The sequence below is a fragment of the Streptomyces sp. NPDC052299 genome, assembly GCF_040679335.1.
Classification (GTDB): domain Bacteria; phylum Actinomycetota; class Actinomycetes; order Streptomycetales; family Streptomycetaceae; genus Streptomyces.
This window is the reverse complement of record NZ_JBFAUP010000020.1, coordinates 19939-46139: the sequence shown is the minus strand read 5'-3', so window position 1 is coordinate 46139 and position 26201 is coordinate 19939. Positions and strand designations below refer to the sequence as shown.

The following is a 26201-nucleotide window of genomic DNA, read 5'->3' as shown; positions in this document are numbered from 1 at the left end:
TGGACACCGCCAGTAGACTGGTTTCCATGGCAGTTCTCCTTGTGCGTGTGCGTGAGTAGCGGCGTCGATCCGTCACCACCCGTCGTTCCTCCGCCCTCCCTTCCGCCTTGGAGTACTTCCCCGTGATCACCGCCTCCGGCATCGAGCTGCGCGCCGGCGCCCGTCTGCTCATCGAATCCGCCAGCTTCCGCATCGCCAAGGGCGACCGCATCGGCCTCGTCGGCCGCAACGGAGCCGGCAAGACCACCCTCACCAAGTGCCTGGCGGGCGAGGGCGTCCCCGCCGCGGGCACCATCACCCGCTCCGGCGAGGTGGGCTACCTCCCGCAGGACCCCCGCACCGGCGACCTCGACGTCCTGGCCAGGGACCGGGTCCTGTCCGCCCGCGGCCTGGACGAGATCCTGCGCAAGATGCGGGAGAACGAGGACCGGATGGCGAACGGCAAGGGCGCCACCCGCGAGAAGGCGATGAAGAAGTACGAGCGCCTGGAGACGGAGTTCCTCACCAAGGGCGGTTACGCCGCCGAGGCCGAGGCCGCCACCATCGCCGCCGCGCTCAGCCTGCCCGACCGGGTGCTGGGACAGCCGCTGCACACCCTCTCCGGCGGTCAGCGCCGCCGCGTCGAGCTGGCCCGCATCCTCTTCTCGGACGCCGACACGCTGCTCCTGGACGAGCCGACCAACCACCTCGACGCGGACTCGATCGTCTGGCTGCGCGACTACCTCAAGACCTACCGCGGCGGCTTCGTCGTGATCTCCCACGACGTCGAGCTGGTCGAGACGGTCGTCAACAAGGTCTTCTACCTGGACGCCAACCGCTCCCAGATCGACGTCTACAACATGGGCTGGAAGCTCTACCAGCAGCAGCGCGAGGCCGACGAGAAGCGCCGCAAGCGCGAGCGCCAGAACGCCGAGAAGAAGGCCGCCGCGCTCAACGCACAGGCGGACAAGATGCGCGCCAAGGCGACCAAGACGGTCGCCGCGCAGAACATGGCCAAGCGCGCCGACCGGCTGCTGTCCGGCCTGGAGGAGGTCCGGGTCGCCGACAAGGTCGCCAAGCTGCGCTTCCCCGACCCCTCACCCTGCGGCAAGACGCCCCTGATGGCGGAAGGGCTCTCCAAGTCCTACGGCTCGCTGGAGATCTTCACCGACGTCGACCTGGCCATCGACAAGGGCTCCCGCGTCGTCATCCTCGGCCTCAACGGCGCCGGCAAGACCACGTTGCTGCGGCTCCTCGGCGGCGCCGAGAAGCCCGACACCGGCCGCGTCGTGGAGGGCCACGGCCTCAAGCTGGGCTACTACGCCCAGGAGCACGAGACCCTGGACCCGGACCGCACGGTCCTGGAGAACATGCGCTCCGCCGCCCCCGACCTGGACCTCGTCGCCGTCCGCAAGACGCTCGGCTCGTTCCTGTTCTCCGGGGACGACGTGGACAAGCCCGCCGGGGTGCTCTCCGGCGGCGAGAAGACCCGTCTGGCCCTGGCGACCCTGGTCGTCTCCTCCGCCAACGTGCTCCTGCTCGACGAGCCCACCAACAACCTGGACCCGGCCAGCCGCGAGGAGATCCTCGGCGCGCTGCGCACGTACAAGGGCGCGGTCGTCCTCGTCACGCACGACGAGGGCGCGGTCGAGGCCCTTCAGCCGGAGCGGATCATCCTGCTCCCGGACGGCATCGAGGACCTGTGGGGTGCGGACTACCGGGACCTGGTCGCCCTGGCCTGACCCCCGGGACCGGATCATTCGGCCTACTCGTGATCCGTCATCTGTGTGATGAGGTCTCGTACCTCGGCGTGGCGCCCGGCAGATAGCTGCCGGGCGCACCCATTTGCGCCCCCCGGCCCGTGCGGCCCCTGACCTGGACGTTCCTTGCCCTGCGCCCGCACGACACCGCCGGCGGCCCGTTGGAATGAGGCATTCCGGTCGCACCGGCGCACTCCCGGGGCGCGAATCCGGTCGCAGAGACCTTGCCGAATGGGTGGCCAGGAAGCGCCCGAGGGGTGATCATGAGAGTCCAGAGCGCACTTCCCATGAGGAGGCACGGGTGGCCGAGACTCTGAAGAAGGGCAGCCGGGTGACCGGCGCCGCGCGCGACAAGCTCGCGGCAGACCTGAAGAAGAAGTACGACTCCGGTGCGAGCATCCGGGCGCTGGCCGAGGAAACGGGCCGCTCCTACGGATTCGTCCACCGGATGCTCAGCGAATCCGGAGTGACGCTCCGCGGACGCGGCGGCGCCACACGAGGCAAGAAGGCCGCGGCGGCCTGACGGCCGGCAGCGGATCGGGGCCCGTCACGGGACGGCTCCGGGAGGTCCCTGGTTCCGGGTGTGTCCACCCGGTCGGCCGCAGGGTCGATCCGGTGGTTACTGTTCAGTCACTTAGCTTCATGTGCTGACTGCACCCGAACCGGAGGCCCCGTATGACCTCGCTCGACTCCGTGCTCGACCAGGACGGCGTACGACTCACCGTCGACGACGCGGTTGCCACGGTGACCCTCACCAATCCGGCGAAGCGCAACGCCCAGTCTCCCGCTCTGTGGCGGGCGTTGACCGAGGCCGGACGGGCCCTGCCCGGCAGTGTGCGGGTCGTCGTGCTGCGCGCCGAAGGCGTGTCGTTCTCCGCCGGACTCGACCGCCAGGCGTTCACCCCCGAGGGATTCGACGGCGAGCCGTCGTTCCTCGACATGGGGCGCGGCCCGGAGGCCGAGCTCGACGCGCTGATCGCCGAGTACCAGGAGGCGTTCACCTGGTGGCGCCGCAACGACATCGTGTCGATCGCGGCCGTCCAGGGCCACGCCATCGGCGCCGGCTTCCAGCTGGCCCTCGCCTGTGACCTGCGCATCGTCGCCGAGGACGTCCAGTTCGCCATGCGCGAGACCAGCCTCGGCCTGGTGCCCGACCTCACCGGCACGCACCCTCTGGTGCACCTCGTCGGGTACGCCCGCGCGCTGGAGATCTGCGCCACCGGCCGCTACGTCCACGCCGAGGAGGCGGAGCGCACCGGCCTGGCCAACCTCGTCGTGCCCGCCGCCGACCTCGAAGGCGCGGCGCGCGACCTCGCGGGCGCCCTGCTGGCCGCCCCGCGCGACGCCGTCATCGAGACCAAGGCCCTGCTGGGCGGCGCCCTCTCGCGTACGTACGAGGAGCAGCGCGCCGCCGAACGGGCCGCGCAGGGGCGCCGCCTCCGCGACCTGGCGAGCGCCCTCGGCTGACGCGTGGACGGACCGGCCGGGGCCGTGACGCCTCCCGCCGGTCCGCACCCGCGCCGGGGGTCAGCCCGCCGCGCCGTCCTCCCTGACCGCCGTGACCAGCACCGCGACCGGGGGCCGCCCCTCGGCCGCCTCCGTCACCGCCTCGCGCACGGCCAGGGCCACGTCCAGCGCGCGGTGGCCGCTCTCCGTCGCCAGCTCGACGCGCACATGGTCCTCGCCCGTCCGCACCGCCGGGCCCAGCACGCCGGTCAGCGCCGCCACCCCGGCCACCGAGGCGGCGGCCCGCCCCGCGGAGTTCTCCGCGTCCACCGGGCGCACCTCCACCGGCTCCGGCTTCACCCGTTCGGGCGAGCCGTCGAGCAGTCCCGTCACCCGCAGGTCCACCTCGGAGACCACCAGGCCCAGCCGGCGCGCGGCGGCCGACAGAAGGGCCGCGCGCAACGCGTCGGCGGCTGCGGGCAGGGGCCGGTCGGCCGTCGCGGTCATCGTCGCCTCGATTCGCAGGGGTCCCGGCGGCAGCGCGCTCGGGGGCGGGGGCACTTGGGCGGCGGGGGCCGAGTCCGGGTCGGCCACGGCGATCCGCAGCTCACCGAGGACCGGGCCGGGCTCCGGGCCCGCCGCTGCCCGGCGCAGCACCGCGACCGCGGCCCGCTCCGCGATCCAGGCGCCGTCCGCCGGACCCCCCAGAGGGAGCAGCCGGCCCAGGGAGAGCCGTTGCCGTACCGCAGCCGTCCACGCGTGGGCCCTGTGCGGGCCGTCAGCCGTCGTCATGGCCACCAGACTGCCGTATCCACGGCGCGACTCGGGGCAAGCGCCCTTAATGTGGGCAAAGTAGTCAAATCTGCCCCGAAGGGAAGAGTGGCGATGACCGAGACCCCGCAGCGGAACCGACCCGAGAACTCCGACAGCAACGCCTCGGGCGGCAGCAGCCTGACCAAGCGCGGCGGAGGCGACCCCGGCACCCGCGGCCGTACGACCATCGCGGACGGTGTGGTCGAGAAGATCGCCGGCATGGCGGCCCGCGACGTCGTCGGCGTGCACGCGATGGGCAGCGGCCTGTCCCGTACGTTCGGCGCGGTCCGCGACCGGGTCCCCGGCGGCTCCAAGTCCGTCACCCGGGGCGTCAAGGCCGAGGTCGGCGAGACCCAGACGGCGCTGGACCTGGAGATCGTCGTCGACTACGGCGTGTCGATCTCCGACGTCGCCCGCGACGTACGGGAGAACGTCGTCGCGGCCGTCGAGCGCATGACGGGCCTGGAGGTCGTCGAGGTCAACATCGCCGTCAGCGACGTGAAGCTGCCCGACGAGGACGACGATGACGACGAGTCAGAGTCCCGAGTCCAGTAGTCCCGGCGTCCCCGAGCGGTTGAGGAGCACACGATGAGCATGGCTGTGGCCGGTCTGCTGGCCGGCATGGCGCTCGGTTTCGCCGGGTACTTCGGCGGGTTCGGAGCCTTTGTGCTGGTGGCCGCCCTCGGAGCGGTCGGCTTCGTCGCCGGCCGCTTCTTCGACGGCGACCTGGAACCCGGCGACTTCTTCCGCAGTCGCGAGCGCGGCGACCGACGGCGGTGACGGAGGTGTCGGGGGCGAGCGGCCCGGTCCCGGCCGGGGAACGGGGAGAGACACGGATCGCCGACCGGGTGGTCGCGAAGATCGCCGCACAGGCGGCCAAGGAGGCGGTGGACGCCGTCCCGAAGGAGGCGGCGTCGCCGCGCGCCACGGTCACCGTGCACCGCGACACCGCCCGCGTACGGGTGAGCCTGGAGCTGGGATATCCCACTGACATCGGCCACCAGAGCGGGGCCGTGCGTCGACGGGTCGCCGAGCGGGTAAAGGCGTTGGCGGGGATGGAGGTGCCCGAGGTGGCCGTCCAGGTCGAACGCCTGCATCCCACCGGAGCGAGCCTGGCGGCACAGGGGAGGATTCGATGACCGAGCCCCACGACCCGGACGACGGCACGCGGCGAGGGCCCGAGGCCGGGGCGGTGGAACACGGCAGTGTCCTCGCGCTCGACCAGTCGGCCTCCTCCGCGGCCTACGACCCCGCGCCCGACAAGGAACGGCCCGAAGGCGGCGCGGGGCGCTTCTGGGCCGCCCGACGCATCCCCGCGGGCATCGTCGCCGCGGTGGTCCTCGGCGCGAGCGGCCTGCTCCTCTACGACGTGGCGGCGGTCCGCGCCGGACACTCCGCGATGCAGTGGCGCCGCACCCTGGCGGACGAGCTCGCGACGCGGAAGCTCGACGACGTCTGGGTGCTGACCGGCGCGTCCGTCGCGGCCGCCCTCGGGCTCTGGCTGCTGCTCCTCGCGCTCACGCCCGGGCTGCGCGACCTGCTGCCGATGCGCCGCGAACACACCGACGTGCGCGCCGGGCTCGACCGGACGGCGGCGGCCATGGTGCTGCGCGACCGGGCCGTCGAGGTGGCCGGCGTCCAGTCGGTCCGGGTCCGCATGGGCCGGCGCAAGGTGGGAGTGCGTGCCGTCTCGCACTTCCGGGAACTGGACGACGTACGGGCCGACCTGGACACCGTGCTCTCCACAGGCATCCGGGAACTGGGACTCGCCAGGCAGCCGAGCCTGTCGGTCCATGTCCGCCGGCCGGCGAAGAAGGGGTGAACGGCGTGCTCAGGACCGTCAACCGGGTACTGCTGGGGCTCGTCGGACTGGTGCTGGTCTGCGTGGGCGGCGGTGTGCTCGCCGCGGCGGCGGGTCTGTCCGTGCCGTCCTGGTGGCCCTGGTACGGCAAGAACGACGTCCTGCTCAGCGAGGCGGACCGGGACCGCTGGCGCGCCGAGGGCTGGTGGTGGCCGACGGTGATCGCGGTCCTCGCCGTCCTCGTGGTCCTCGCCCTGTGGTGGCTGCTGGCCCAGCTCCGCCGCTCCCGGCTCAACGAGGTGCTGGTGGACAGCGGCGACGGCGAGGGCGCCCTGCTGCGCGGCCGCGCCCTGGAGGGGGTGCTCGCCGGGGAGGCCGGCGCCCTGGACGGGGTCGCCCGCGCCCAGGTCACCCTGACCGGCAAGCGCTCCACCCCGGCCGCCCGGGTCCGGCTGCTGATGGAGCCGCACGCCGCCCCCGACGAGGCGTTGGGGAGGCTGAGCGACGAGGCACTGGCCCACGCCCGGGACTCCGCCGGGCTGGCCCGGCTGCCCGCCGAGGTCCGGCTCAAGGCCGTCAAGCACCGGGCCGCGCGGGTGAGCTGACGGGCGGTGCGGTGGCGCGGGCCCCCGCGCCACCGCCGTACGCCCCCCCCGCGGCTCAGATCCCGTGCCGGTGGCCGCCGTCGACCGGCACCATGATGCCCGTGAGGTACGAGGCGGCGGGCGACAGCAGGAACGCCGCCGTGCGGCCGAACTCCTCCGGGGTGCCGTAGCGGCGCAGCGGGATGTTCGCCTCGTTGGCGGTACGCGCGGCCTCCGCGTCGCCCGACAGCGCGTCCAGCTCCCGCACCCGGTCCGTGTCGATCCGGGCCGGCAGCAGGCCCACGACCCGGATGCCGCGCGGGCCGAGCTCGTCCGCCATCGACTTCGCGACGCCGGCCAGACCGGGGCGCAGCCCGTTGGAGATGGTCAGCCCGGGAATCGGCTCGTGGACGGAGCCGGAGAGCACGAAGCCGATGGCCCCGCCCTCGCCGAGCGCCGCGGCGGCCGCCCTGGCCAGCCGTACCGCGCCCAGGAAGACGGACTCGAAGGCCGTCTGCCACTGCTCGTCGGTGTTGTCCGCGATCCCGCCCGGCGCCGGGCCGCCGACGCTGATGAGGATGCCGTCGAGCCGGCCCAGGCCCTCCCGGGCCGCCTCCACGAGACGTTCGGCCGCCGCCGGGTCGGCGTTGTCGGCGGCGAGCCCGACGGCGTCCGGGCCCAGGTCGGCGGCGGCCTGCTGGGCGCGCTGCTCGTCCCGGCCGGTGATGATCACCTTCGCGCCGTCCGCCACCAGGGCCCGCGCGGTGGCGTAGCCGAGCCCCCGCGTCGCTCCGGTGACGATGTACACACGGTCCTTCAGTCCAAGATCCATGGTCCTATCCTGCCGTGCCGCCCCCGGCGCCGTCCTCGGCGGCCCGTGCTTCGGCGGGCTGTGCCCCGGCCAGCGCGACCGCCGTGCCGACCAGACCGATGTGGCTGAACGCCTGCGGGAAGTTGCCGAGCTGGCGCCCCGCCGCCGTGTCGTACTCCTCGGCCAGCAGGCCCACGTCGTTCCGCAGGTCCAGCAGCCGCTCGAAGAGCTCGGTGGCCTCCTCGGCGCGCCCGGTCAGGAGCAGGGCGTCCGCCAGCCAGAACGAGCAGGCCAAGAACGCGCCCTCGCCGCCCGGCAGCCCGTCGATCGAGCCGCCGTCCGTGCTGTAGCGGCGCACCAGTCCGCCGCTGCCCAGTTCCTCGCGCACCGCGTCCACCGTGCCGATCACCCGCGGGTCGTCCGGCGGCAGGAAGCCGGTCCGGGCGATCAGGAGCGTCGCGGCGTCCAGCTCCCGGGAGCCGTACGACTGGGTGAAGGTGTTGCGCACCGGGTCGTACCCCTTCTCGCACACCTCCCGGTGCACGGCGTCCCGCATCGCCCGCCAGCGGTCGGCGTCCCCGGCCAGCGAGGGGTCGTCCTCCAGGCTGCGCACCGCCCGGTCGGCCGCGACCCAGGCCATCACCTTGGAGTGCACGAAGTGGCGCCGCTGCCCGCGGATCTCCCACAGCCCCTCGTCCGGTTCGCGCCAGGTGGACTCCAGGAATCCGAGCAGGCTGAGCTGGAGGCTCCAGGCGTGCGGCTTGTCGTCCAGGCCCGCGTCACGGGCCAGCCGGAGCGAGTCGATGACCTCCCCGTACACGTCCAGCTGGCGCTGGCGCACCGCCGCGTTGCCGATCCGGACGGGGGCGGAGTTCTCGTAGCCGCGCAGCCACGGCAGCTCGGACTCGGGGAGTCTGCGCTCGCCGGCCAGTCCGTACATGATCTGCAGGTCCGCCGGGTCGCCGGCGACCGCGCGCAGCAGCCAGTCGCGCCAGGCGGCGGCCTCCTCCAGATAGCCGGCCGAGATCAGCGCGCCGAGGGTGAGCGTGGAGTCCCGTAGCCAGCAGAAGCGGTAGTCCCAGTTCCGTACGCCGCCGATCTCCTCCGGGAGCGAGGTGGTCGGGGCCGCCACGATCCCGCCGGTCGGGCCGAAGGTGAGCGCCTTGAGGGTGATCAGCGAGCGGATCACGGCCTCCCGGTACGGCCCCCGGTACTCGCAGCGGGCGGACCACTCGGCCCAGTCGGTCAGGGTGTTCTCCAGCGCCTCGTAGGGGTCGACGCGCCCCGGCCGGGGCGAGTGCGAGGGGTGCCAGGTGAGGACGAAGGCCACCTTCTCGCCCTCGGACACGCTGAAGGACGAGCAGGTGGAGAACTGCTGGCCCCACGTCTTGACCGGCGGTTCGCTGCGCAGCCAGGCGGAGTCCGGCCCGGCGACCGCGACCCGATGGCCGTCGGAGCGGCGCATCCAGGGCACGATGGACCCGAAGTCGAAGCGCAGCCGGATCACGGACGACATCTCGACGGTGCCGCTGATCCCCTCGACGATCCGCATCACGTCCGGCTCCTTGTCGCGCTGCGGCATGAAGTCGATGACCTTGACGGTGCCGGTGCGCGTCTCCCAGTACGTCTCCAGGACGAGGGAGTCGCCCACGTAGCCGCGCCGGGCGCAGGTGCCCGCGCCCTTCGGGGCGATCCGCCAGTGACCGTTGTCCTCGTCGCCGAGCAGGGCGGCGAAGCAGGCGCCCGAGTCGAAGCGGGGGAGGCACAACCAGTCGACAGAACCGTTTTTGCCGACCAGGGCCGCGGTCTGCAGATCGCCGATGAGGGCGTAGTCCTCGATGCGTGGGGTCACGTTCAGGCGTCTTCCCGAACCCGGCCCCCGTTAAGCAGACTGCGTGCCGGGAGAGGCGGGAGTCACGCCTGGGCGGGCTCGGGCTCCGGTGCCGCGCCCTCGGCCGCGGCCGCCTGTGCCGCCGCGACCCGGTCGCGCTTCTCGCGCCGGGCCAGGACCACGAAGCCCACCGGGACCCCGGCGGCGAAGAGCCACCACTGGACGGCGTAGGCCATGTGCGGGCCGATGGAGCTGTCGTCGGGGGCCTCGATCGGCTCGGGCGAGCCGTTCTTCGGGGCGGGGGCGGTCAGCTCGATGTAGCCGCCGAGCACCGGGCGGTCGAGCAGCCGGGCCTGCTGGGCGCTGTTGATCAGCATCACCTGACGGTCCGGAAGGTCCGAGATGTCCTTGATGCCGCTCGCGCCGGTCGTCTCGTCGGCCTTGAGCCGCCCGGTGACGGTCACCTCGCCCTTCGGGGCGGCCGGTACGTCGGGGAAGGCGTGCTGGTCGTCGGCGGAGGGGACCCAGCCCCGGTTGATCAGCACCGTGCCGCCGCCCTTGAGGTCGAACGGGACCAGCACATGGACGCCGATCGAGCCGTCGGTGGCGGTCCTGCGGCGCACGACGACCTCGTGCTTCTCGTCAAAGGTCCCGGTGGCCGTCACGGTGCGCCAGTAGTCCGAGCGCGGGACGGTGTGGCCGGGGGAGGTGAGCGCGGACACGGCGACCGGGTCCGCCTTCAGATTGCGCGAGATCAGGGCGTTCTGCGCGACCTTGTGCTCGTGCCGGTGCAGCTGCCAGAAACCCAGCTCGATCATCGTGGGGATGAGGGCGAGCGAGAGGAGGGCGAGGATCAGCCACTGCCGGGTCATCAGGAAGCGGTACACCCCACGACGGTACAACCGGCCGTGGGGTGTCTCGCGCACGGGGTGGCCGAAGGGGTGGCCGCCCCGCTTCCTCAGACCCGGTCGACGATCCCCACCTTCCCCTCCGCGCGGGCGCAGTGCCCGCCGCAGAACCAGTGCCCGTCGACCTCGACGCCCTGGCCGATGACCTGGACGCGGCAGTGCTCGCAGATGGGCGCCATGCGGTGGATGGCGCAGGCGAAGCAGTCGAAGACGTGCACCGCGCCCTGCGCGTGCACCTCGAAGGACATCCCGTAATCGTTTCCGCAGACCTCACAACGTGCCATGCGCCACAGGGTGGGACGCGGAAGCGGCGGCGGGTGGCCGGCGGACGGCGAGTCGCCGCCGGTTCACTCCGATGACGGTGTGGGCGCCGGCACCTTCGCGACGGCCGGGGCGACATCGCGCAGGAGATGGGTGAAGGCGCTCTCGTCCAGGATCGGGGTGCCGTACGCCTTCGCCTTCACCGTCTTCGACGTCGCCGAGTCCGGGTCGTTGGTGACGAGCAGGCTGGTCAGCCGGGAGACGCTGGTCGCCACGTGCAGCCCCGCCTCCACCGCGCGGTCCTCCAGCAGCTCCCGGTCGACCGAGGTGTCCCCGGAGAACGCCACCCGCATGCCCTGCTTGAGCGGTTTGTCCTTCTCGTACCGTCCCGGGTTCGGATACGGGCAGGCCGGGCGCTTCCGCGAGGCGCGCCAGGTGGTGTGCCCCCCGTACGAGGAGGAGCCGGACCGCGGGGTCACCGGCGAGTGCGACCACTCGGTCAGCGGGCGGCACTCCAGGAGCGGCAGCCGCACCCCGCCCCGCGCCGCCGCGTGCAGGCTCGGGCGGAACGCCTCCGCCAGCACCCGCGCGTCGTCCAGCGCGTGGTGCGCGTGCTGCTGGACCACGCCGAAGTGCTCCGCGAGGGACGCCAGCTTGTGGTTGGCCAGCGGCAGCCGGAGCTCCTTGGCCAGCGCGATGGTGCACAGCCGCTGGCGCACCGGCGCGGTGACCGAGGCGCGCGCGTACTCCCGCGCCAGCATCGACCAGTCGAACGCGGCGTTGTGCGCGACGAGCACCCGGTCCGCCAGCCGTTCGGACAGCTCGGCGGCGATCTCGGGGAAGAGCGGCGCCCCTTCCAGCACGTCGCTCGTCAGCCCGTGGATCCAGACCGGGCCCGGATCGCGCTCCGGATTGACCAGCGTGTACCAGTGGTCCTCGACGTCGCCCCGCGCGTCCAGGCGGTAGACGGCAGCGGACACTATCCGGTCGTCCCGGGCCAGCCCGGTGGTCTCCACGTCGACGACCGCGTACCCCTGTGGGTAGGCGGCCGGCCATGGTGCTGCGGTCTGCGGGTCGTCGAGCATGGTCACAGAGAATACGGGCCGTGTCGGACAGTCCCCTATTCGGTGCGGACGCGTGCCCGGTGGCGCCGCGGGTGAGACCATCCCGGGATGACGCGAGCGCCTGAGCACGACGAACCTCACGGTGCCGGGCTGGGCGCCCGGCTCAACTGGCTGCGGGCAGCCGTGCTCGGGGCGAACGACGGCGTGGTGTCCACCGCCGGACTCGTCGTCGGTGTCGCCGGGGCCACCGACGACCGGGGGGCCCTGCTGACGGCCGGGCTGGCCGGGCTGCTCGCCGGGTCGCTGTCGATGGCGGCCGGTGAATACGTCTCGGTGTCCACCCAGCGCGACTCGGAGAAGGCCGCGCTGGCCACCGAGAAGCGGGAGCTCCAGGAGACCCCCGAGGCGGAACTCGCGGAGCTGACGGGGTTGCTGGAGGACAAGGGGCTGAGCCGTGAGGTGGCCAGGGAGGCCGCCGTCCAGCTCACCGAGCGCGACGCGCTGCGCGCCCACGCGGAGGTCGAGTTGGGCATCGACCCGGACGACCTCACCAACCCGTGGCACGCGGCGGGCGCCAGCTTCCTCGCGTTCACCGTCGGCGCGCTGCTGCCGTTGCTCGCGATCGTGCTGCCCCCGGCCACCGCCCGGGTCCCGGTGACCGTGCTCTCCGTCCTCGCGGTGCTGGCCGTGACGGGCTGGTGGAGCGCCCGCCTGGGCGAGGCGGCCCCGGGCGGGGCGGTGCTGCGCAACATGGGCGGGGGAGCGGTGGCCATGGCGGTGACGTACGCGGCGGGGCATCTGCTGGGGGCGGCGGGGGTCTGAGGCCTCAGCCCAATCGTGTGATCCGCTCGGGCGGGAAGAGTTCGGCTCCGACCACGGGCGTGTCCGAGCCGAGCGTGATGGTGAGTTCGGCGAGGCCGGCCAGCGGTGACAGGTCGTAGGCCTCGTCGTCACCAAGATCCCCCGGCAGGACGTAGAGCGAAAGTGCCTTCAGCCAGGGCAGGTCGGTCAGCGGCTCCAACCCTCGGCGCAGCCGGCAGTGGTATAGGTCGAGTGACTTGAGGGAGGACGCGCCGCTTGGCGAGGCCAGATCGAGGTCGTCCAGGCTTTGGACGGTGAGCCGACGGAGTTTCCGAAGGGTCTCGGATGACAGATAGCGGAACTGGGAACGTCCGTCGAGGCGGAGGTCCTCCAGCTCGGTCCACTGCTCGATTCCCTCCAGACGCAATTCGTTGGCCTCTCTGGTCACAGTCAGGTTCGTGAGATGGGGGCTCAGAGGCAGCTCGCCGATGCTCTCGACAGGGAAACGATGTCCCAGAACCACGTGTGCCACCTCCGTGAACGGCTCCAGTTGGGCGGTCGGCAGGTCCGGGTGCAGTCGGACCAGCGTGAGCCAGTTGATGGGGAGGCCGTGCAGAGGGCTCCAGCCGGTCCGGCTTCGCTGGGCGGGGGAGCGGGCGGACCGGGTCGGGCACGAGACCGGCGCCGGGCTTCGGCGCAAGCAGTGACCTGGCCACCGTCCCGATCACCGTCGTCGCCAGCCTCAGCAGCGCAACTTCCAGTCCCTGCACGGTAGTTCCTCCCCCAAGTCAGGCCGGTTGAGCGATCGTACGGCGCTCGCCTGTCGGAAGGTGCCAAAGAGTGCTGACAGCCGGTCTCACATACTTGTTGGTAACAACATCTGGTCCCCGGCCGACCCCGGCCCTACGGTGCAGGCATGCCGACGAACCTGCCCGACGTAGTGCTCTGGTCCATACCGGCCTTCGTGCTGCTCACCGTCCTGGAGATGGCGCTGCACCACTTCCATCCCGACGAGGACGCCGCCGGGTACGAGGCGAAGGACACCGCCACCAGCATCACCATGGGGCTGGGCAGCCTGGGCTTCGACCTGATGTGGAAAGTGCCCATCGTCGCCCTCTACACCGCGGTGTACGAGCTGACGCCGCTGCGCGTCCCGGTCCTGTGGTGGACGGTCCTGCTGATGCTGCTCGCGCAGGACTTCTTCTACTACTGGTCTCACCGCGGCCACCACGTCATCCGCATCCTGTGGGCCTGCCACGTGGTGCACCACTCCAGCGAGAAGTTCAACCTCTCCACCGCGCTGCGCCAGCCCTGGACCTCGCTGACCTCCTGGCCGTTCTATCTGCCGCTCATCGCGTGCGGGGTGCACCCGGCGGCGCTCGCCTTCTGCTCGTCGGCCAACCTCGTCTACCAGTTCTGGGTGCACACCGAGCGGATCGACAGGCTGCCCCGGCCCTTCGAGTACGTGCTCAACACGCCCTCCCACCACCGGGTGCACCACGCCTCGCAGGGTGGCTACCTCGACCGCAACTTCGGCGGCATCCTCATCGTGTGGGACCGCTGGTTCGGCTCGTTCGCCCAGGAGACGGTGCGGCCGGTCTACGGACTGACCAAGAACATCCACACGTACAACCCGCTGCGCGTCGCCACCCACGAGTACGCCGCCATCGCCCGCGACGTCCGCGCGGCGAGCGGCTGGGGCGAGCGGGCCGGGCGGATCTTCCGCGGCCCGGGCTGGCAGCCGGCCGCGGCCCGCAGCGCCGCGGCCGCCGCCCCCGTCACGGCGCCCGCCCCGGAGGGCTCCGCGTGAACGAGCGCCACGCCCGGCCCCTCCTCGTCGCCTTCCTCGTCGCGTGCGCCGCCGACCTGGTCGGCGTACTCACCGGACCCGGCTGGCTCCACCTCGGCGCCAAGCCGCTCCTGATGCCGCTGCTCGCCGCGTACGCCCTCGCCCGGCGCGGGCCCCGGCTGCTGATCGCGGCGCTGCTGTGCGGCTGGGCGGGCGATGTGTTCCTGCTGGCCGACTCCGACCTCGCGTTCCTCGTCGGGATGGCCGGGTTCGCCGCCGGGCACGTCTGCTACCTGGTGCTGTTCGGCCGGGCGCGCGGACCGCTGCTCCCGGCGCTCGGCTACGCCGTCGTGCTCACCGCGTTCCTCGTCCTGCTCTGGGGCGGGCTGCCGGGCGGGCTGCGGATTCCGATGGCCGGCTACAGCCTGCTGCTGACCGCCATGGCGTACCGCTCCGGCGTCCTCGGCCGGTACGCGGCCACCGGCGGGGCCCTCTTCCTGCTCTCCGACGCGCTCATCGCCACCGGCATCGCGGACCGACCGCAGCCCCCGGCCCCCGGCTTCTGGGTGATGCTCACCTACGTCGCCGCGCAGCTCCTGCTCACCCTGGGTGCGCTGGGCCCTGTCCGGCGGGAAGCCGGCCCGGGGGCGTACCGTGAGAGGAGTATCAGCATCTGAGATCGGCAAGGACCCCCACGCATGCGCGCCACCGTCATCCACGCCCCCCACGACATCCGCGTGGAGGAGGTGCCCGACCCGGTGATCCAGCAGCCCACCGACGTGGTGCTCAGGGTCCTGCGGGCCTGCATCTGCGGCAGCGACCTCTGGGCCTACCGGGGGGAGTCCGCGCGGCAGCCGGGCCAGCGCATCGGCCACGAGTTCCTGGGCATCGTCGAGGAGGCCGGGTCCGAGGTGCGCGGGTTCTCCGCCGGGGACCTGGTCGTCGCCCCCTTCGTCTGGTCCGACGGCACCTGCGCGTACTGCGCCGAGGGCCTGACCACCTCCTGCCCGCAGGGCGGCTTCTGGGGTTCGGTGGGCTCCGACGGCGGGCAGGGCGAGGCCGTCCGCGTGCCCTTCGCCGACGGCACCCTGGTCGCCCTGCCCGCCGCCGCGGCCTCCGACGACCGGCTGCTCACCGCGCTGCTGGCCCTGTCCGACGTGCTCGGCACCGGCCACCACGCGGCGGTCGGCGCGGGCGTACGGGCCGGCTCGACCGTCGCCGTTGTCGGGGACGGGGCCGTCGGGCTGTGCGGCGTGCTGGCCGCCAGGCGGCTCGGCGCGGAGCGCATCATCGCGCTCGGCCGGCACGCGACGCGCACGGACATCGCCCGGGACTTCGGCGCCACCGACGTCGTCGCCGAGCGCGGCGACGCGGCGGTCGCGGCCGTACGGGAACTGCTCGGGGGCGAGGGCGCGCACTGCGTGATCGAGGCCGTGGGCACCGAGCAGTCGATGCGCACCGCCGTCGGCATCACCCGGGACGGCGGGGCGATCGGCTACGTGGGCGTCCCGCACGGCAGCGGCACCGGGCTCGACCTCGGCGACATGTTCGACCGGAACATCGCGCTGCGCGGCGGCGTCGCCCCCGTGCGCACGTACATTCCGGAGCTGCTGCCCGACGTGCTGGACGGCACCATCGACCCCTCGCCCGTCTTCGACCTGTCCGTCGGGCTCGACGGCGTACCGGCCGGCTACAAGGCGATGGACGGGCGCACGGCGCTGAAGGTTCTCATCAAGCCGTGATCCCGCGGTCCGGGGGCCGTGGCGTACCGGCCCCCGGGCCCCTGGCTCACCAGCGCACGGCGTCCAGCGCGTCGACCACCCCGGCCCCGTAGAAGCCGTTGCGGTTCTTGCCGCCCTCGCAGACCGCGTCGGCCGTGCCGTCGCCGTCGATGTCGTACGGCGCGTCGCACGCCTTCGCGTCCGCCTCCAGCGTCAGCAGCGCCTTGACCGCGGCGGGCGAGGCGTACGGGTGCTTCGACTTGATCAGGGCCACGACGCCGGCGACGTGCGGGGACGCCATCGACGTACCGGCCTTGTAGCCGTACCTGCCGCCCGGCAGCGTCGACAGGATGAGGCCGCTCGTCGCCGGGGGCTCGGGGGTCTGGTAGACCGTCGAGTCCCCGCCGGGCGCGGCCACGTCGATGACCCCGTTCCCGTAGTTCGAGTACGACGCCTTCAGGCCCTTCGCGCCCGTCGCCGAGACCGTGACGACGCCCGGGAGCATCGTCGGGATGTCCAGGCACTGGCGGGGGTCGACGGTCCGGCTGCCCGGGGTGGAGTCGTCCGGGCTGGTCGTGTCCTCGATGGAGTCCGCCGCCAGGTCCTCGGCCGAGTTCCCGGCGGCCGCGACGTTGACCGCGCCCTTCAGCTCGGCGTACCGGGCGGCCCGGTACACGGCCTCGACCAGGGCGCCCTGGTCCGGGTCGTTCTTGCAGTTGTACATCCACGGGTCGGTGTAATAGCTGTTGTTGGTGACGTCCACCCCGTGCTCGGCCGCCCAGACGAAGCCGCAGACGACGGACTCGGTGTAGAAGAAGCCGTCCGGGTCGGCGACCTTGATGCCGGACACCTTCACGCCCGGCGCCACCCCCGTCACGCCGATGCCGTTCTTGGCCGCCGCGATGGTGCCGGCGACATGGGTGCCGTGGTCGCTCTCGCCGGGCCTGGGCCGCCAGGCGCCGTCCGTGGTGTCCGGGGCGCCCGACACGCAGTTCGCGGAGGCGGCGCGGTCGAAGTTGGGCGCGAGGTCCGGGTGGGTGTCGTCCACCCCGGTGTCGATGACCGCGACCGTCACCTTCGAGCTGCCCAGCGACTTCTTGTGCGCCAGGTCCGCCTTGATGGCCGGCAGGTCCCACTGCAACGGCTCCATCGGGTCCTGGTCCGCCGCCGCCTCAGCCGCCGCGGCCTTCTCCTGCGCGGCCGTCAGGGGCTGCTCGACCCCGATGTCCTTGGTCGCCTGGGGCACGATCGGGTTGGTGCGCGTGGCACCCGCCGACTGGACGCCCCTGACCCCGCGGACCGTCCTCGCGAAGTCCGGGTTCTTCGAGTGGACGACGATGACGCCGATCCGGTCGTAGGCGATCACCACCGTGCCGCCGGCCCGTTCTATCGCCTTGCGCACCTGCTTGACGGTGCCCGGACCGCCCTGGGTGTTGACCACGTACGACAGTTCGGGTCCGTCCGCCGGCGCCGCCGCGGGGGCACCGTGCCCCGCCGGGGCGGCGGAGGCGACCCCCGCCGGCAGGAAGCCGAGCGAGGCGGTGAGGGCCAATCCGACGGGCAGCGTCAGTGCGCGCGTCCGTCCGGATCCCAGATGAGCCATGGGGTCTCCACTTCATCCGTGTCAGCCGACCGGACACGGGGCGTGTCCGGTCGCGTACATGACCAGTGAAGCTAGCGCCGATCATCCCGGCACATCAATCGATTCGCGCGAACACGTGCACATCGGACCCCCCGAAGGGGTGACGGAGAGAAGACGCGAACCCAAGTGAACCGCTTCGCCGCGCGTTGCGTGCCGTTGTCAGGGGAAGCGCATCACCACCCCCCGAACCCGAGGTCCCCCATGCAACCGACCGTCCCCACCACCGCACCCGCGTCGCGAGGAGAATCCGTGGCTACCGATGCACCGCCGCCCGAGGGCAGTACCGAGAAGACTCCTGCCCAGCCCACGACCGAGGCGTTCATCGCGGAGCAGGACAGCGCGGAGTTCGGCGAACTGCGCCGCTCCTACCGCTCGTTCGCCTTCCCGCTGACCGTCGCCTTCGTCCTCTGGTACCTGCTGTACGTGCTGCTCTCCAACTACGCGGGCGGCTTCATGGGCACCAAGGTGTTCAGCAACATCAACGTGGCCTTCGTCTTCGGCCTCGCCCAGTTCCTCACCACCTTCCTCATCGCCTGGTTCTACTCGCGGCACGCCAACGCGAAGCTGGACCCGAAGGCCGAGGCCATCAAGGACCGCATGGAGGCCGACGCATGAGCGCCGCGTACCACTCCCACACCGCCGTGACCCTCGCCGCCTCGTCCACCAGCGAGCACCGGCCGCTCATCATCACGCTGTTCGCGGTCTTCGTCGCCGCCACCCTCGGCATCACCGTCTGGGCCGGCCGCCAGACCCGCAGCGCCTCCGACTTCTACGCGGGCGGGCGGCAGTTCACCGCCTTCCAGAACGGACTCGCGGTATCCGGCGACTACATGTCCGCCGCGTCCTTCCTCGGCATCGCCGGCGCCATCGCCCTCTTCGGCTACGACGGCTTCCTCTACTCCATCGGATTCCTCGTCGCCTGGCTGGTGGCGCTCCTGCTCGTCGCCGAACCCCTGCGCAACTCCGGCCGTTACACCATGGGCGACGTCCTCGCCTACCGGATGCGGCAGCGCCCGGTGCGCACCGCGGCGGGCGTCTCGACCATCATCGTGTCGATCTTCTACCTGCTGGCACAGATGGCGGGCGCCGGAGCACTGGTCACCCTGCTCCTCGGCATCAGCAGCGACGGCGGAAAGATCCTCATCGTTGCGCTGGTCGGCGTACTGATGATCGTCTACGTCACCATCGGCGGCATGAAGGGCACCACCTGGGTCCAGATGGTCAAGGCCGTCCTGCTCATCGCCGGCGCCCTCCTGATGACCCTCATGGTGCTGTGGAAGTTCGACTTCAACGTCTCCGACCTGCTCGGCACCGCCGCCGAGAAGAGCGGCCACGGCGCCGCGTTCCTGGAGCCCGGGCTGAAGTACGGCGCCACCGGCACCTCGAAGCTTGACTTCCTCTCCCTCGGCCTGGCCCTCGTCCTCGGCACCGCGGGCCTGCCGCACATCCTGATCCGCTTCTACACGGTGCCCACCGCCAAGGCCGCCCGTAAGTCCGTCAACTGGGCCATCGGCATCATCGGCGCCTTCTACCTGATGACGATCGCCCTGGGCTTCGGCGCCGCCGCGCTGATCGGCCCGAAGAACATCGCGGCCCCCGGCAACACCGCCGCCCCGCAGCTCGCCGAATACCTCGGCGGGACCGGCACCACCGGCGGCGCGATCATGCTCGCCGTCATCTCCGCCGTCGCCTTCGCCACCATCCTCGCCGTCGTCGCCGGGCTGACCCTCGCCTCCTCGTCCTCCTTCGCGCACGACATCTACGCCAACGTCATCCGCAAGGGGCAGGCCACCGAGCAGGAGGAGATGAAGGCCGCCCGCTGGTCCACCGTCTTCATCGGCGCCGCCGCGATCGTCCTCGGCGTCTTCGCCCGCGACATGAACGTCGCCGGACTCGTCGCCCTGGCCTTCGCCGTCGCCGCCTCCGCCAACCTGCCGACGATCCTCTACAGCCTGTTCTGGAAGCGCTTCACCACCCAGGGCGCGCTGTGGTCGATCTACGGCGGCCTGGCCTCCTCCGTGATCCTGGTGCTGTTCTCGCCGGTCGTCTCCGGCAACGAGAAGTCCTCGATGTTCAAGGGCGTCGACTTCGCCTGGTTCCCGCTGGAGAACCCCGGCCTCATCTCCATCCCGCTCGGCTTCCTGCTCGGCTGGATCGGCTCGCTCCTGTCCAAGGAGGAGCCGGACAAGGGCAAGTACGCGGAGCTGGAGGTCAAGTCCCTCACCGGCATCGGAGCCCACTGACCGGTGCGTACGGGGCCGCGTCGTAGGACCCTACGACGCGGCCCCGCCGCGCCTCGTGCCAAACGGGCCCCGCCGCCACCACCGCTCTCGCGTAGGCTCGAAAGAGTCAGACACCGCGACCGGGAAGTCACCGGGGGAGGGGGCCCACCATGCTCATCGACACCTACGGCCGGGTCGCCACCGACCTGCGCGTCTCGCTCACCGACCGGTGCAACCTGCGCTGCACCTACTGCATGCCCGAGGAGGGCCTGCAGTGGCTGGGCAAGCCCGACCTGCTCACCGACGACGAGATCGTCCGGCTGGTCCGCATCGCCGTCACCACCCTCGGCGTCACCGAGGTCCGCTTCACCGGCGGCGAACCCCTGCTGCGCCCCGGCCTCGTCTCCATCGTCCAGCGCTGCGCCGAGCTGGACCCGCGCCCGAGGATGTCGCTCACCACCAACGGCATCGGGCTGAGGCGGACCGCCGCCGCCCTCAAGGACGCCGGTCTCGACCGGGTCAACGTCTCGCTCGACACCCTGCGGCCTGAGGTGTTCAAGACCCTCACCCGCCGCGACCGCCACCACGACGTGCTCGCCGGTCTGGAGGCCGCCCGCGAGGCCGGGCTCACCCCCGTCAAGGTCAACACCGTCCTGATGCCGGGGCTCAACGACGACGAGGCCCCCGACCTGCTCGCCTGGGCCGTCGACAACGGCTACGAGCTCCGCTTCATCGAGCAGATGCCGCTGGACGCCCAGCACGGCTGGAAGCGCGACGGCATGATCACCGCGGGCGACATCCTCGACTCGCTGCGCACCCGCTTCGACCTCACCCCCGAGGACGACGGCGAGCGCGGCTCCGCCCCCGCCGAGCGCTGGACCGTCGACGGCGGACCGCACCGGGTCGGCGTCATCGCCTCCGTCACCCGCCCCTTCTGCCGGGCCTGCGACCGCACCCGGCTCACCGCCGACGGACAGGTCCGCACCTGCCTGTTCGCCCGCGAGGAGACCGACCTGCGCGGGGCCCTGCGCTCGGACGCGCCCGACGAGGAGATCGCCCGCATCTGGAAGCAGGCGATGTGGGGCAAGAAGGCCGGGTCCGGCCTCGACGACCCGAGCTTCCTCCAGCCCGACCGCCCCATGTCCGCGATCGGCGGCTGACCCGCCGGTCAGGACGCCGCGGGCCGCGACTCCCACTCCGCCAGCGTCACCACGTCCTTGAGGAAGCCCCGCACCCCGAGGAACGAGGACAGGTGCTCCCGGTGCTCCTCGCAGGCCAGCCACGTCTTGCGGCGCTCCGGCGTGTGCAGCTTCGGGTTGTTCCAGGCCAGCACCCAGACGGCGTCGGCACGGCAGCCCTTGGCCGAACACACGGGCGCGGGATTCTCGGCGGATTCGGGGGAGTTCACGGACCCAACCCTAAGACGCGCCCCGTGCGGCGGAAAAGGCGACGCCGGGCAGCCACGGGGGGAGCTGCCCGGCGTCGGTCCGTCGCTCCGACGGGGGATGCGGAGCGCCTACAAAGTATGTCACGCACACCCTGCCGCGGTGCACCGGAACTTCATGATTGATCTGAGCTTTTCTTGAGCTTGGGCCCGTCCTGGGCTCAGTCGTGCTCCGGCCCATCCGAAGACCGGAAACCGCGTCCGGACTGCGGTGAGGGAGCCGCCGCACCGGCTTCCAGCGCCGGGTACGACTGGGGCGGCAGGACGAACGTGGACGGCAGCGCGGGGCTCGTCTCGCGGCCCGCGTTGGCGATGACGACGGCCACGTACGGCAGCAGCACCCCGAGGCCCAGGGCCACGAACGCGATGTGCCGCTCCACGTTCCACAGGAGCGCGGCGGCCACCACCGACACCGTGCGCACGCTCATCGAGATCACATAGCGGCGCTGTCTGCCGCGCACGTCCTCGGCGAGCCCCTGCCGGGCACCCGTGATCCGGAAGACCTCCGCACCACCCTGTTTGCGCACCACGTCCCCACCAACCTTCCCCGGACCCGGACCGGCCGCTCCTACGCTACGCCCGGCTTTCTCCCCGTACGAGACCGGGGCACGCCGTATGCGTACATTCCCGCCCACCGGCCCGCACGGACCCGCACGACGTGCGGAGGACCGGCGCTGCACCGAGACTGGGCGGGACATGTGCGACACCGCGTCGCTCAAGGAGGCAGCATGGGCTGGTTGTGGGCAATCATCGTGGGCCTGGTGCTCGGACTGATCGCCAAGGCGATCCTGCCGGGCAAGCAGCAGATCCCCCTGTGGCTGACGGTCATCTGCGGCATGATCGGCAGCATTCTCGGAAATGCTGTCGCGACATGGATCGGGGTCAACGCCACCAAGGGCATCGACTGGACGCGCCATGTGCTCCAGCTCATCGGCGCGATCGTGGTCGTGGGTGTCGGCGACATGCTGTACGCCTCGCTGCGCGGCAACAGACAGCGCACCTGAGACCGCCGGAAGCGACGGCAGCGGCCGGGCACGCACCACGCGCGCCCGGCCGCTGCCTTGCGGTACGCGTACGGCTCAGCCGGCCGTGACCTCGATCGCCGCCAGGTTCTTCTTGCCCCGGCGCAGCACCAGCCAGCGCCCGTGCAGCAGCTCCTCGCGGGCCGGGACCGCCTCGCCGTCGACGGCCTTCACGTTGTTCACGTAGGCGCCGCCCTCCTTGACCGTGCGCCGCGCCCCCGACTTGCTCGGCGCCAGACCGGCCTCCACCAGCAGGTCCACCAGCGGGCCCAGCTCGGTGACCCGGGCGTGCGGCACCTCGGACAGCGCGGCGCCCAGCGTCGCCTCGTCCAGCTCGCCCAGCTCCCCCTGGCCGAAGAGGGCCTTCGACGCGGCGACGACCGCCGCGCACTGGTCCGCCCCGTGCACGAGCGTCGTCAGCTCCTCGGCCAGCGCGCGCTGCGCCGTCCGCGCCTGCGGGCGCTCCTCCGTGACCTTCTCCAGCTCCTCCAGCTCGGCCGGGGTCCGGAAGCTCAGGATGCGCATGTAGCGCGAGATGTCCCGGTCGTCCACGTTCAGCCAGAACTGGTAGAACGCGTACGGCGTCGTCATCTCGGCGTCGAGCCAGACGGCCCCGCCCTCCGACTTGCCGAACTTGGTGCCGTCCGCCTTCGTCATCAGCGGCGTCGCCAGCGCGTGCACCTCGGCGCCCGGCTCCAGGCGGTGGATCAGGTCCAGGCCGGCCGTGAGGTTGCCCCACTGGTCGCTGCCGCCCTGCTGGAGGGTGCAGCCGTAGCGCCGGTACAGCTCCAGGAAGTCCATGCTCTGGAGCAGCTGGTAGCTGAACTCGGTGTAGCTGATGCCCTCGTCGGACTCCAGCCGGCGGGCGATGGACTCCTTGGTCAGCATCTTGTTGACCCGGAAGTGCTTGCCGATGTCCCGCAGGAACTCGATCGCGGACATGCCCGCGGTCCAGTCCAGGTTGTTCACCATGACCGCGGCGTTCTCGCCCTCGAAGGACAGGAACGGCTCGATCTGCGTACGCAGCCGGGTCACCCACTGGGCGACGGTCTCCGGGTCGTTCAGCGTGCGCTCGGCGGTCGGCCGGGGGTCACCGATCTGGCCGGTGGCCCCGCCCACCAGGGCGAGCGGGCGCAGCCCGGCCTGCTGGAGCCGGCGCATCGTGAGCACCTGCACCAGATGGCCGACGTGCAGACTCGCCGCCGTGGGGTCGTAGCCGCAATAGAACGTGACGGGACCGTCCGCGAGAGCCTTGCGCAATGCGTCCTCGTCGGTGGACTGGGCGAACAGCCCGCGCCACTTCAGCTCGTCGACGATGTCCGTCACGGTTCCAGTGCTCCTTAAGGCGATACGTTTGACGGTTCAGTCTAGGCCGGTCACACGCCCCGGCTGACCGAGCTCATGTTGAAGTCCGGGATGCGCAGGGCGGGCATCGCGGCCCGGGTGAACCAGTCGCCCCACTCGCGCGGCAGCGTCTTCTCGGTGCGGCCCGCCTCGGTGGCCCGGGACAGCAGGTCGACGGGGGACTCGTTGAACCGGAAGTTGTTCACCTCGCCCACCACCTCGCCGTCCTCCACCAGGTAGACCCCGTCCCGGGTCAGCCCGGTCAGCAGCAGCGTGGCCGGGTCCACCTCGCGGATGTACCAGAGGCAGGTCAGCAGCAGCGCGCGGCCGGTCGTGGCGGCGACCATCTCCTCGAGCGACCGTTCGCCCCCGCCCTCCAGGAGCAGGTTGTCGACCGCCGGGGCGAGCGGTTGCCTTGTCAGGGCCGCGGTGTGCCGGGTCGTCGTCAGCTGCTCCAGGCGGCCGTCGGCGATCCAGTCGGTCCGGGCCAGCGGCAGCCCGTTGTCGAAGACCGAGGCCCCGTCCCCGGAGGAGTGCGCGATGACGAAGGGCGCCGACTCCAGGCCCGGCGCGTGCGGGTCGCTGCGCAGGGTCAGCGGCAGCGGGGACAGCGTCTCGCCGAGCCGGGTACCGCCGCCCGGCTTGGAGAACACCGTCCGGCCCTCCGCCGCGTCCCGCGCCGTGGACGACCAGAGCTGGTAGATCAGCAGGTCGGCGACCGCGGTCGGCGGCAGCAGCGTCTCGTACCGCCCGGCGGGCAGCTCGATCCGGCGCTCCGCCCAGCCGAGCCGCCGCGCCAGCTCGGTGTCCATCCCGGCCGGGTCGACGTCCTTGAAGTCCCGCGTGGAGCGGCCCGCCCAGGCGGAACGGGTGCGGTCGGGCGACTTGGCGTTCAGCTCCAGCGTGCCGTTCGGCTGGTCGTGGCGCAGCCGCAGCCCCGTGGAGGTGCCCAGGTAGGTGGAGGTCATCTGGTGGTGGGCGAAGCCGTACAGCTCGCGCCCCCCGGCCCGGGCCCGGGCGAAGGCGTCCCCGAGGGCCGGTGCGAACGCGGCGAACACATCGGAGTCCGTCTCGGCGGGCGCGTCCGTGAAGTCGGGCGACGCGGGCACCCCGGTGACCAGCGGCTGGGCGTCCTCGGCCGGTCCGGCGGAGCGGGCGGCGGCCTCGGCGGCCCGGACCAGCGGCTCCAGGTCGTCGGCGGTGACGGCGGCCCGGGACACCACACCGGAGGCGGTGCCCTCGGCGCCGTCGACCGTGGCGACGACGGTCAGGGTCCGGCCCCGGGTGACCCCGTTGGTGGTCAGCGCGTTGCCGGCCCAGCGGAGGTTGGCCGAGGACTCCTCGTCCGCGATGACCACACAGCCGTCGGCGGTGGACAGTTCGAGCGCCCGCTCGACGATCTCGTACGGCTTGCTGACGCGGCTCATCGCCCGGCCTCCTGCGTCGTGTTGAGGATGTTCACGCCCCGGAAGAGGGCGGACGGGCAGCCGTGCGAGACCGCCGCGACCTGGCCCGGCTGGGCCTTGCCGCAATTGAAGGCACCGCCCAGCACGTACGTCTGCGGGCCGCCGACCTTCTCCATCGAGCCCCAGAAGTCCGTCGTCGTCGCCTGGTACGCCACATCGCGCAGCTGCCCGGCCAGCCTGCCGTTCTCGATTCGGAAGAACCGCTGCCCGGTGAACTGGAAGTTGTACCGCTGCATGTCGATGGACCACGACCGGTCCCCGACCACGTAGATCCCGCGCTCCACCCCGCCGATCAGGTCCTCCGTGGAGAGCCCGCCCGGGTCCGGCCGCAACGACACGTTCGCCATGCGCTGTACGGGGACATGGCCGGGGGAGTCCGCGTAGGCGCACCCGTTTGACCGGCCCAGACCCGTGAGCTTCGCGATCCGGCGGTCCGTCTGGTAGCCCACCAGCGTCCCGTCCTTCACCAGGTCCCAGGACTGCGCCTCGACGCCCTCGTCGTCGTAGCCGATCGTCGCCAGCCCGTGCTCGGCGGTGCGGTCGCCCGTCACGTTCATCACGGGCGAGCCGTACGCCAGCTTCCCCAGCTGGTCGAACGTGGCGAACGACGTGCCCGCGTAGGCCGCCTCGTAACCCAGCGCCCGGTCCAGCTCCGTGGCGTGGCCGATCGACTCGTGGATGGTCAGCCACAGGTTCGACGGGTCCACGACCAGGTCGTACGTCCCCGGCTCCACGCTCGGCGCCCGCATCTTCTCGGCCAGCAGCCCGGGGATGCGCTCCAGCTCGCCGGCCCAGTCCCAGCCCGTCCCGGTCAGGTACTCCCAGCCGCGCCCCACCGGCGGCGCGATGGTGCGCATCGAGTCGAACTCGCCGGTCGCGGAGTCCACCGCCACGGCCGTGAACTCCGGGTGCAGCCGGACCCGCTGCTGCGTGGTGACCGTGCCCGCCGTGTCCGCGTAGAACTTGTTCTCGTGCACGGTCATCAGCGAGGCGTCCACATACGCCACACCCTCTGCCGCCAGCAGCCGCGCGCTCCACTCGGCGAGCAGCCCGGCCTTCTCCCCGGCCGGTACGTCGAAGGGGTCGACCTCGTACGCCGAGACCCAGGTCCGCTCCCCGTGCGAGGGCTCGTCCGCCAGCTCGACCCTCTCGTCGGACCCCGCCGCCGCGATCACCTTGGCCGACAGCTTCGCCATCGCGACGGCCTGCGAGGCCACCCGGGCCGCCGCGTCCATCGTCAGATCGACGCCCGAGGCGAACCCCCAGGCCCCGCCGTGCACGACGCGGACCGCGTAACCGAGGTCGGTGGTGTCGGAGCCCCCGGCGGGCCGGGCGTCCCGCAGCCGCCAGGTGGCACTGCGCACCCGCTCGAACCGGAAGTCGGCGTGCGTCGCCCCGAGCGCCCGCGCCCGGGCGAGCGCCGCGTCGGCGAGGGCCCGTAGCGGAAGCGCCAGGAACGACTGATCTACCTCATGGGGCACGGGCGGGCTCT

General features: G+C 72.2%; 29 protein-coding genes. 16 read left to right on the top strand and 13 right to left on the bottom strand.

The features are described 5' to 3' along the window. Window positions 1–122: 122 nt before the first annotated feature. The 3 genes from AB0L33_RS28410 (at window position 123) to AB0L33_RS28400 (ending at window position 3206) form a co-directional block, all read left to right on the top strand. Window positions 123–1721, top strand: a complete 1599-nt coding sequence (locus AB0L33_RS28410; RefSeq protein ID WP_365686083.1) for an ABC-F family ATP-binding cassette domain-containing protein — start codon at window positions 123–125, stop codon at window positions 1719–1721. 319 nt (window positions 1722–2040) lie between these two features. After that, window positions 2041–2262, top strand: coding sequence for a helix-turn-helix domain-containing protein (locus tag AB0L33_RS28405; RefSeq protein ID WP_007263382.1), 222 nt, complete (start codon window positions 2041–2043; stop codon window positions 2260–2262). Window positions 2263–2414: 152 nt separating this feature from the next. Next, on the top strand, window positions 2415–3206 hold the full coding sequence (locus AB0L33_RS28400; protein WP_073864760.1) for an enoyl-CoA hydratase/isomerase family protein: 792 nt from the start codon (window positions 2415–2417) through the stop codon (window positions 3204–3206). Window positions 3207–3266: 60 nt separating this feature from the next. On the opposite strand, the gene AB0L33_RS28395 is transcribed toward AB0L33_RS28400, so the two are convergent. Beyond that, a complete protein-coding gene (locus tag AB0L33_RS28395; RefSeq protein ID WP_365685961.1) occupies window positions 3267–3977 on the bottom strand; it encodes a hypothetical protein in 711 nt (236 codons plus the stop codon). 93 nt (window positions 3978–4070) lie between these two features. Between AB0L33_RS28395 and AB0L33_RS28390 the strand changes: the two genes are divergently transcribed. Genes AB0L33_RS28390 through amaP form a run of 5 tightly spaced genes read left to right on the top strand, consistent with a single transcriptional unit; the run spans window position 4071 to window position 6404 of the window. Beyond that, entirely contained in the window at window positions 4071–4553 is a 483-nt protein-coding gene (locus tag AB0L33_RS28390) for an Asp23/Gls24 family envelope stress response protein (protein WP_073968401.1), read from the top strand. Window positions 4554–4586: 33 nt separating this feature from the next. Then, on the top strand, window positions 4587–4778 hold the full coding sequence (locus AB0L33_RS28385) for a hypothetical protein (RefSeq protein ID WP_143624117.1): 192 nt from the start codon (window positions 4587–4589) through the stop codon (window positions 4776–4778). A gap of 5 nt (window positions 4779–4783) precedes the next feature. Beyond that, window positions 4784–5137 (top strand): Asp23/Gls24 family envelope stress response protein, encoded by a 354-nt coding sequence (locus AB0L33_RS28380; RefSeq protein ID WP_365686081.1) that lies wholly within the window; start codon window positions 4784–4786, stop codon window positions 5135–5137. Further along, window positions 5134–5820, top strand: coding sequence for a DUF6286 domain-containing protein (locus AB0L33_RS28375; RefSeq protein ID WP_365685959.1), 687 nt, complete (start codon window positions 5134–5136; stop codon window positions 5818–5820). The genes AB0L33_RS28380 and AB0L33_RS28375 overlap by 4 nt, the downstream gene beginning before the upstream one ends. After that, window positions 5817–6404 carry an alkaline shock response membrane anchor protein AmaP gene (amaP, locus tag AB0L33_RS28370; protein WP_365685958.1) on the top strand — a complete coding sequence of 196 codons (588 nt, stop codon included), beginning with the start codon at window positions 5817–5819 and terminating at the stop codon, window positions 6402–6404. Before AB0L33_RS28375 ends, amaP begins: the two co-directional genes overlap by 4 nt. A 55-nt stretch (window positions 6405–6459) precedes the next feature. On the opposite strand, the gene AB0L33_RS28365 is transcribed toward amaP, so the two are convergent. From AB0L33_RS28365 to AB0L33_RS28345, 5 genes are all read right to left on the bottom strand, one after another. Next, on the bottom strand, window positions 6460–7215 hold the full coding sequence (locus AB0L33_RS28365; protein ID WP_365685957.1) for an SDR family oxidoreductase: 756 nt from the start codon (window positions 7213–7215) through the stop codon (window positions 6460–6462). A 4-nt stretch (window positions 7216–7219) separates the two neighbouring features. After that, a complete protein-coding gene (locus AB0L33_RS28360; RefSeq protein ID WP_365685956.1) occupies window positions 7220–9046 on the bottom strand; it encodes a glycoside hydrolase family 15 protein in 1827 nt (608 codons plus the stop codon). Between the two features lie 62 nt (window positions 9047–9108). Further along, window positions 9109–9912 carry an SURF1 family protein gene (locus AB0L33_RS28355; RefSeq protein WP_365685954.1) on the bottom strand — a complete coding sequence of 268 codons (804 nt, stop codon included), beginning with the start codon at window positions 9910–9912 and terminating at the stop codon, window positions 9109–9111. A 71-nt stretch (window positions 9913–9983) separates the two neighbouring features. Then, entirely contained in the window at window positions 9984–10217 is a 234-nt protein-coding gene (locus tag AB0L33_RS28350) for a hypothetical protein (RefSeq protein ID WP_026171732.1), read from the bottom strand. A gap of 63 nt (window positions 10218–10280) precedes the next feature. After that, window positions 10281–11285, bottom strand: a complete 1005-nt coding sequence (locus AB0L33_RS28345; RefSeq protein ID WP_365685952.1) for a DEDDh family exonuclease — start codon at window positions 11283–11285, stop codon at window positions 10281–10283. 81 nt (window positions 11286–11366) lie between these two features. Between AB0L33_RS28345 and AB0L33_RS28340 the strand changes: the two genes are divergently transcribed. Further along, window positions 11367–12080 (top strand): VIT family protein, encoded by a 714-nt coding sequence (locus AB0L33_RS28340; protein ID WP_365685950.1) that lies wholly within the window; start codon window positions 11367–11369, stop codon window positions 12078–12080. Between the two features lie 4 nt (window positions 12081–12084). Here AB0L33_RS28340 and AB0L33_RS28335 read toward each other — a convergent pair whose 3' ends face one another. Then, entirely contained in the window at window positions 12085–12582 is a 498-nt protein-coding gene (locus AB0L33_RS28335) for a hypothetical protein (RefSeq protein ID WP_365685948.1), read from the bottom strand. Between the two features lie 393 nt (window positions 12583–12975). Between AB0L33_RS28335 and AB0L33_RS28330 the strand changes: the two genes are divergently transcribed. The 3 genes from AB0L33_RS28330 to AB0L33_RS28320 are packed head-to-tail and all read left to right on the top strand — an operon-like array spanning window position 12976 to window position 15590. Further along, the gene (locus AB0L33_RS28330) at window positions 12976–13869 is read left to right on the top strand and encodes a sterol desaturase family protein (RefSeq protein ID WP_365685946.1); all 894 of its coding nucleotides are present in this window, start codon (window positions 12976–12978) and stop codon (window positions 13867–13869) included. After that, window positions 13866–14525 carry a lysoplasmalogenase gene (locus AB0L33_RS28325; protein ID WP_365685944.1) on the top strand — a complete coding sequence of 220 codons (660 nt, stop codon included), beginning with the start codon at window positions 13866–13868 and terminating at the stop codon, window positions 14523–14525. Before AB0L33_RS28330 ends, AB0L33_RS28325 begins: the two co-directional genes overlap by 4 nt. A gap of 21 nt (window positions 14526–14546) precedes the next feature. Continuing rightward, a complete protein-coding gene (locus AB0L33_RS28320) occupies window positions 14547–15590 on the top strand; it encodes a zinc-dependent alcohol dehydrogenase family protein (RefSeq protein WP_365685942.1) in 1044 nt (347 codons plus the stop codon). 46 nt (window positions 15591–15636) lie between these two features. Here AB0L33_RS28320 and AB0L33_RS28315 read toward each other — a convergent pair whose 3' ends face one another. Beyond that, a complete protein-coding gene (locus tag AB0L33_RS28315; protein WP_365685940.1) occupies window positions 15637–17172 on the bottom strand; it encodes a S8 family serine peptidase in 1536 nt (511 codons plus the stop codon). 288 nt (window positions 17173–17460) lie between these two features. Between AB0L33_RS28315 and AB0L33_RS28310 the strand changes: the two genes are divergently transcribed. The 3 genes from AB0L33_RS28310 to moaA all read left to right on the top strand — a co-directional run bounded on the left by AB0L33_RS28310 (window position 17461) and on the right by moaA (window position 20593). Further along, complete coding sequence (locus AB0L33_RS28310; RefSeq protein WP_365685938.1) at window positions 17461–17826, top strand: DUF485 domain-containing protein; 366 nt, start codon at window positions 17461–17463, stop codon at window positions 17824–17826. Beyond that, complete coding sequence (locus AB0L33_RS28305) at window positions 17823–19454, top strand: cation acetate symporter (RefSeq protein WP_365685936.1); 1632 nt, start codon at window positions 17823–17825, stop codon at window positions 19452–19454. The genes AB0L33_RS28310 and AB0L33_RS28305 overlap by 4 nt, the downstream gene beginning before the upstream one ends. Before the next feature lie 149 nt (window positions 19455–19603). Beyond that, the gene (gene moaA / locus AB0L33_RS28300) at window positions 19604–20593 is read left to right on the top strand and encodes a GTP 3',8-cyclase MoaA (RefSeq protein ID WP_365685934.1); all 990 of its coding nucleotides are present in this window, start codon (window positions 19604–19606) and stop codon (window positions 20591–20593) included. A gap of 8 nt (window positions 20594–20601) precedes the next feature. Here the strand turns inward: moaA and AB0L33_RS28295 are convergent, their stop codons facing one another. Beyond that, window positions 20602–20841, bottom strand: a complete 240-nt coding sequence (locus AB0L33_RS28295) for a hypothetical protein (RefSeq protein ID WP_365685932.1) — start codon at window positions 20839–20841, stop codon at window positions 20602–20604. A gap of 197 nt (window positions 20842–21038) precedes the next feature. Further along, on the bottom strand, window positions 21039–21407 hold the full coding sequence (locus tag AB0L33_RS28290) for a DUF3099 domain-containing protein (RefSeq protein ID WP_365685930.1): 369 nt from the start codon (window positions 21405–21407) through the stop codon (window positions 21039–21041). A gap of 198 nt (window positions 21408–21605) precedes the next feature. On the opposite strand from AB0L33_RS28290, the gene AB0L33_RS28285 reads away from it, so the two are divergent. Then, window positions 21606–21881 (top strand): GlsB/YeaQ/YmgE family stress response membrane protein, encoded by a 276-nt coding sequence (locus AB0L33_RS28285; protein ID WP_365685928.1) that lies wholly within the window; start codon window positions 21606–21608, stop codon window positions 21879–21881. Between the two features lie 75 nt (window positions 21882–21956). On the opposite strand, the gene tyrS is transcribed toward AB0L33_RS28285, so the two are convergent. The 3 genes from tyrS to AB0L33_RS28270 are packed head-to-tail and all read right to left on the bottom strand — an operon-like array spanning window position 21957 to window position 26190. Continuing rightward, on the bottom strand, window positions 21957–23225 hold the full coding sequence (gene tyrS / locus AB0L33_RS28280; protein WP_365685927.1) for a tyrosine--tRNA ligase: 1269 nt from the start codon (window positions 23223–23225) through the stop codon (window positions 21957–21959). A 50-nt stretch (window positions 23226–23275) separates the two neighbouring features. Next, window positions 23276–24670 (bottom strand): metallopeptidase TldD-related protein, encoded by a 1395-nt coding sequence (locus AB0L33_RS28275; protein ID WP_365685925.1) that lies wholly within the window; start codon window positions 24668–24670, stop codon window positions 23276–23278. Beyond that, entirely contained in the window at window positions 24667–26190 is a 1524-nt protein-coding gene (locus tag AB0L33_RS28270; RefSeq protein ID WP_365685924.1) for a TldD/PmbA family protein, read from the bottom strand. The genes AB0L33_RS28275 and AB0L33_RS28270 overlap by 4 nt, the downstream gene beginning before the upstream one ends. Window positions 26191–26201: the final 11 nt, after the last annotated feature.

Bases quoted from the DNA above. Each gene is read 5' to 3' on its own strand.
- AB0L33_RS28400 (WP_073864760.1), top strand. From the start codon at position 2,415: ATGACCTCGCTCGACTCCGTGCTCGACCAGGACGGCGTACGACTCACC.
- AB0L33_RS28395 (WP_365685961.1), bottom strand. From the start codon at position 3,977: ATGACGACGGCTGACGGCCCGCACAGGGCCCACGCGTGGACGGCTGCG.
- AB0L33_RS28390 (WP_073968401.1), top strand. From the start codon at position 4,071: ATGACCGAGACCCCGCAGCGGAACCGACCCGAGAACTCCGACAGCAAC.
- AB0L33_RS28385 (WP_143624117.1), top strand. From the start codon at position 4,587: ATGAGCATGGCTGTGGCCGGTCTGCTGGCCGGCATGGCGCTCGGTTTC.
- AB0L33_RS28375 (WP_365685959.1), top strand. From the start codon at position 5,134: ATGACCGAGCCCCACGACCCGGACGACGGCACGCGGCGAGGGCCCGAG.
- AB0L33_RS28365 (WP_365685957.1), bottom strand. From the start codon at position 7,215: ATGGATCTTGGACTGAAGGACCGTGTGTACATCGTCACCGGAGCGACG.
- AB0L33_RS28350 (WP_026171732.1), bottom strand. From the start codon at position 10,217: ATGGCACGTTGTGAGGTCTGCGGAAACGATTACGGGATGTCCTTCGAG.
- AB0L33_RS28340 (WP_365685950.1), top strand. From the start codon at position 11,367: ATGACGCGAGCGCCTGAGCACGACGAACCTCACGGTGCCGGGCTGGGC.
- AB0L33_RS28330 (WP_365685946.1), top strand. From the start codon at position 12,976: ATGCCGACGAACCTGCCCGACGTAGTGCTCTGGTCCATACCGGCCTTC.
- AB0L33_RS28320 (WP_365685942.1), top strand. From the start codon at position 14,547: ATGCGCGCCACCGTCATCCACGCCCCCCACGACATCCGCGTGGAGGAG.
- AB0L33_RS28315 (WP_365685940.1), bottom strand. From the start codon at position 17,172: ATGGCTCATCTGGGATCCGGACGGACGCGCGCACTGACGCTGCCCGTC.
- AB0L33_RS28305 (WP_365685936.1), top strand. From the start codon at position 17,823: ATGAGCGCCGCGTACCACTCCCACACCGCCGTGACCCTCGCCGCCTCG.
- moaA (WP_365685934.1), top strand. From the start codon at position 19,604: ATGCTCATCGACACCTACGGCCGGGTCGCCACCGACCTGCGCGTCTCG.
- AB0L33_RS28285 (WP_365685928.1), top strand. From the start codon at position 21,606: ATGGGCTGGTTGTGGGCAATCATCGTGGGCCTGGTGCTCGGACTGATC.
- AB0L33_RS28275 (WP_365685925.1), bottom strand. From the start codon at position 24,670: ATGAGCCGCGTCAGCAAGCCGTACGAGATCGTCGAGCGGGCGCTCGAA.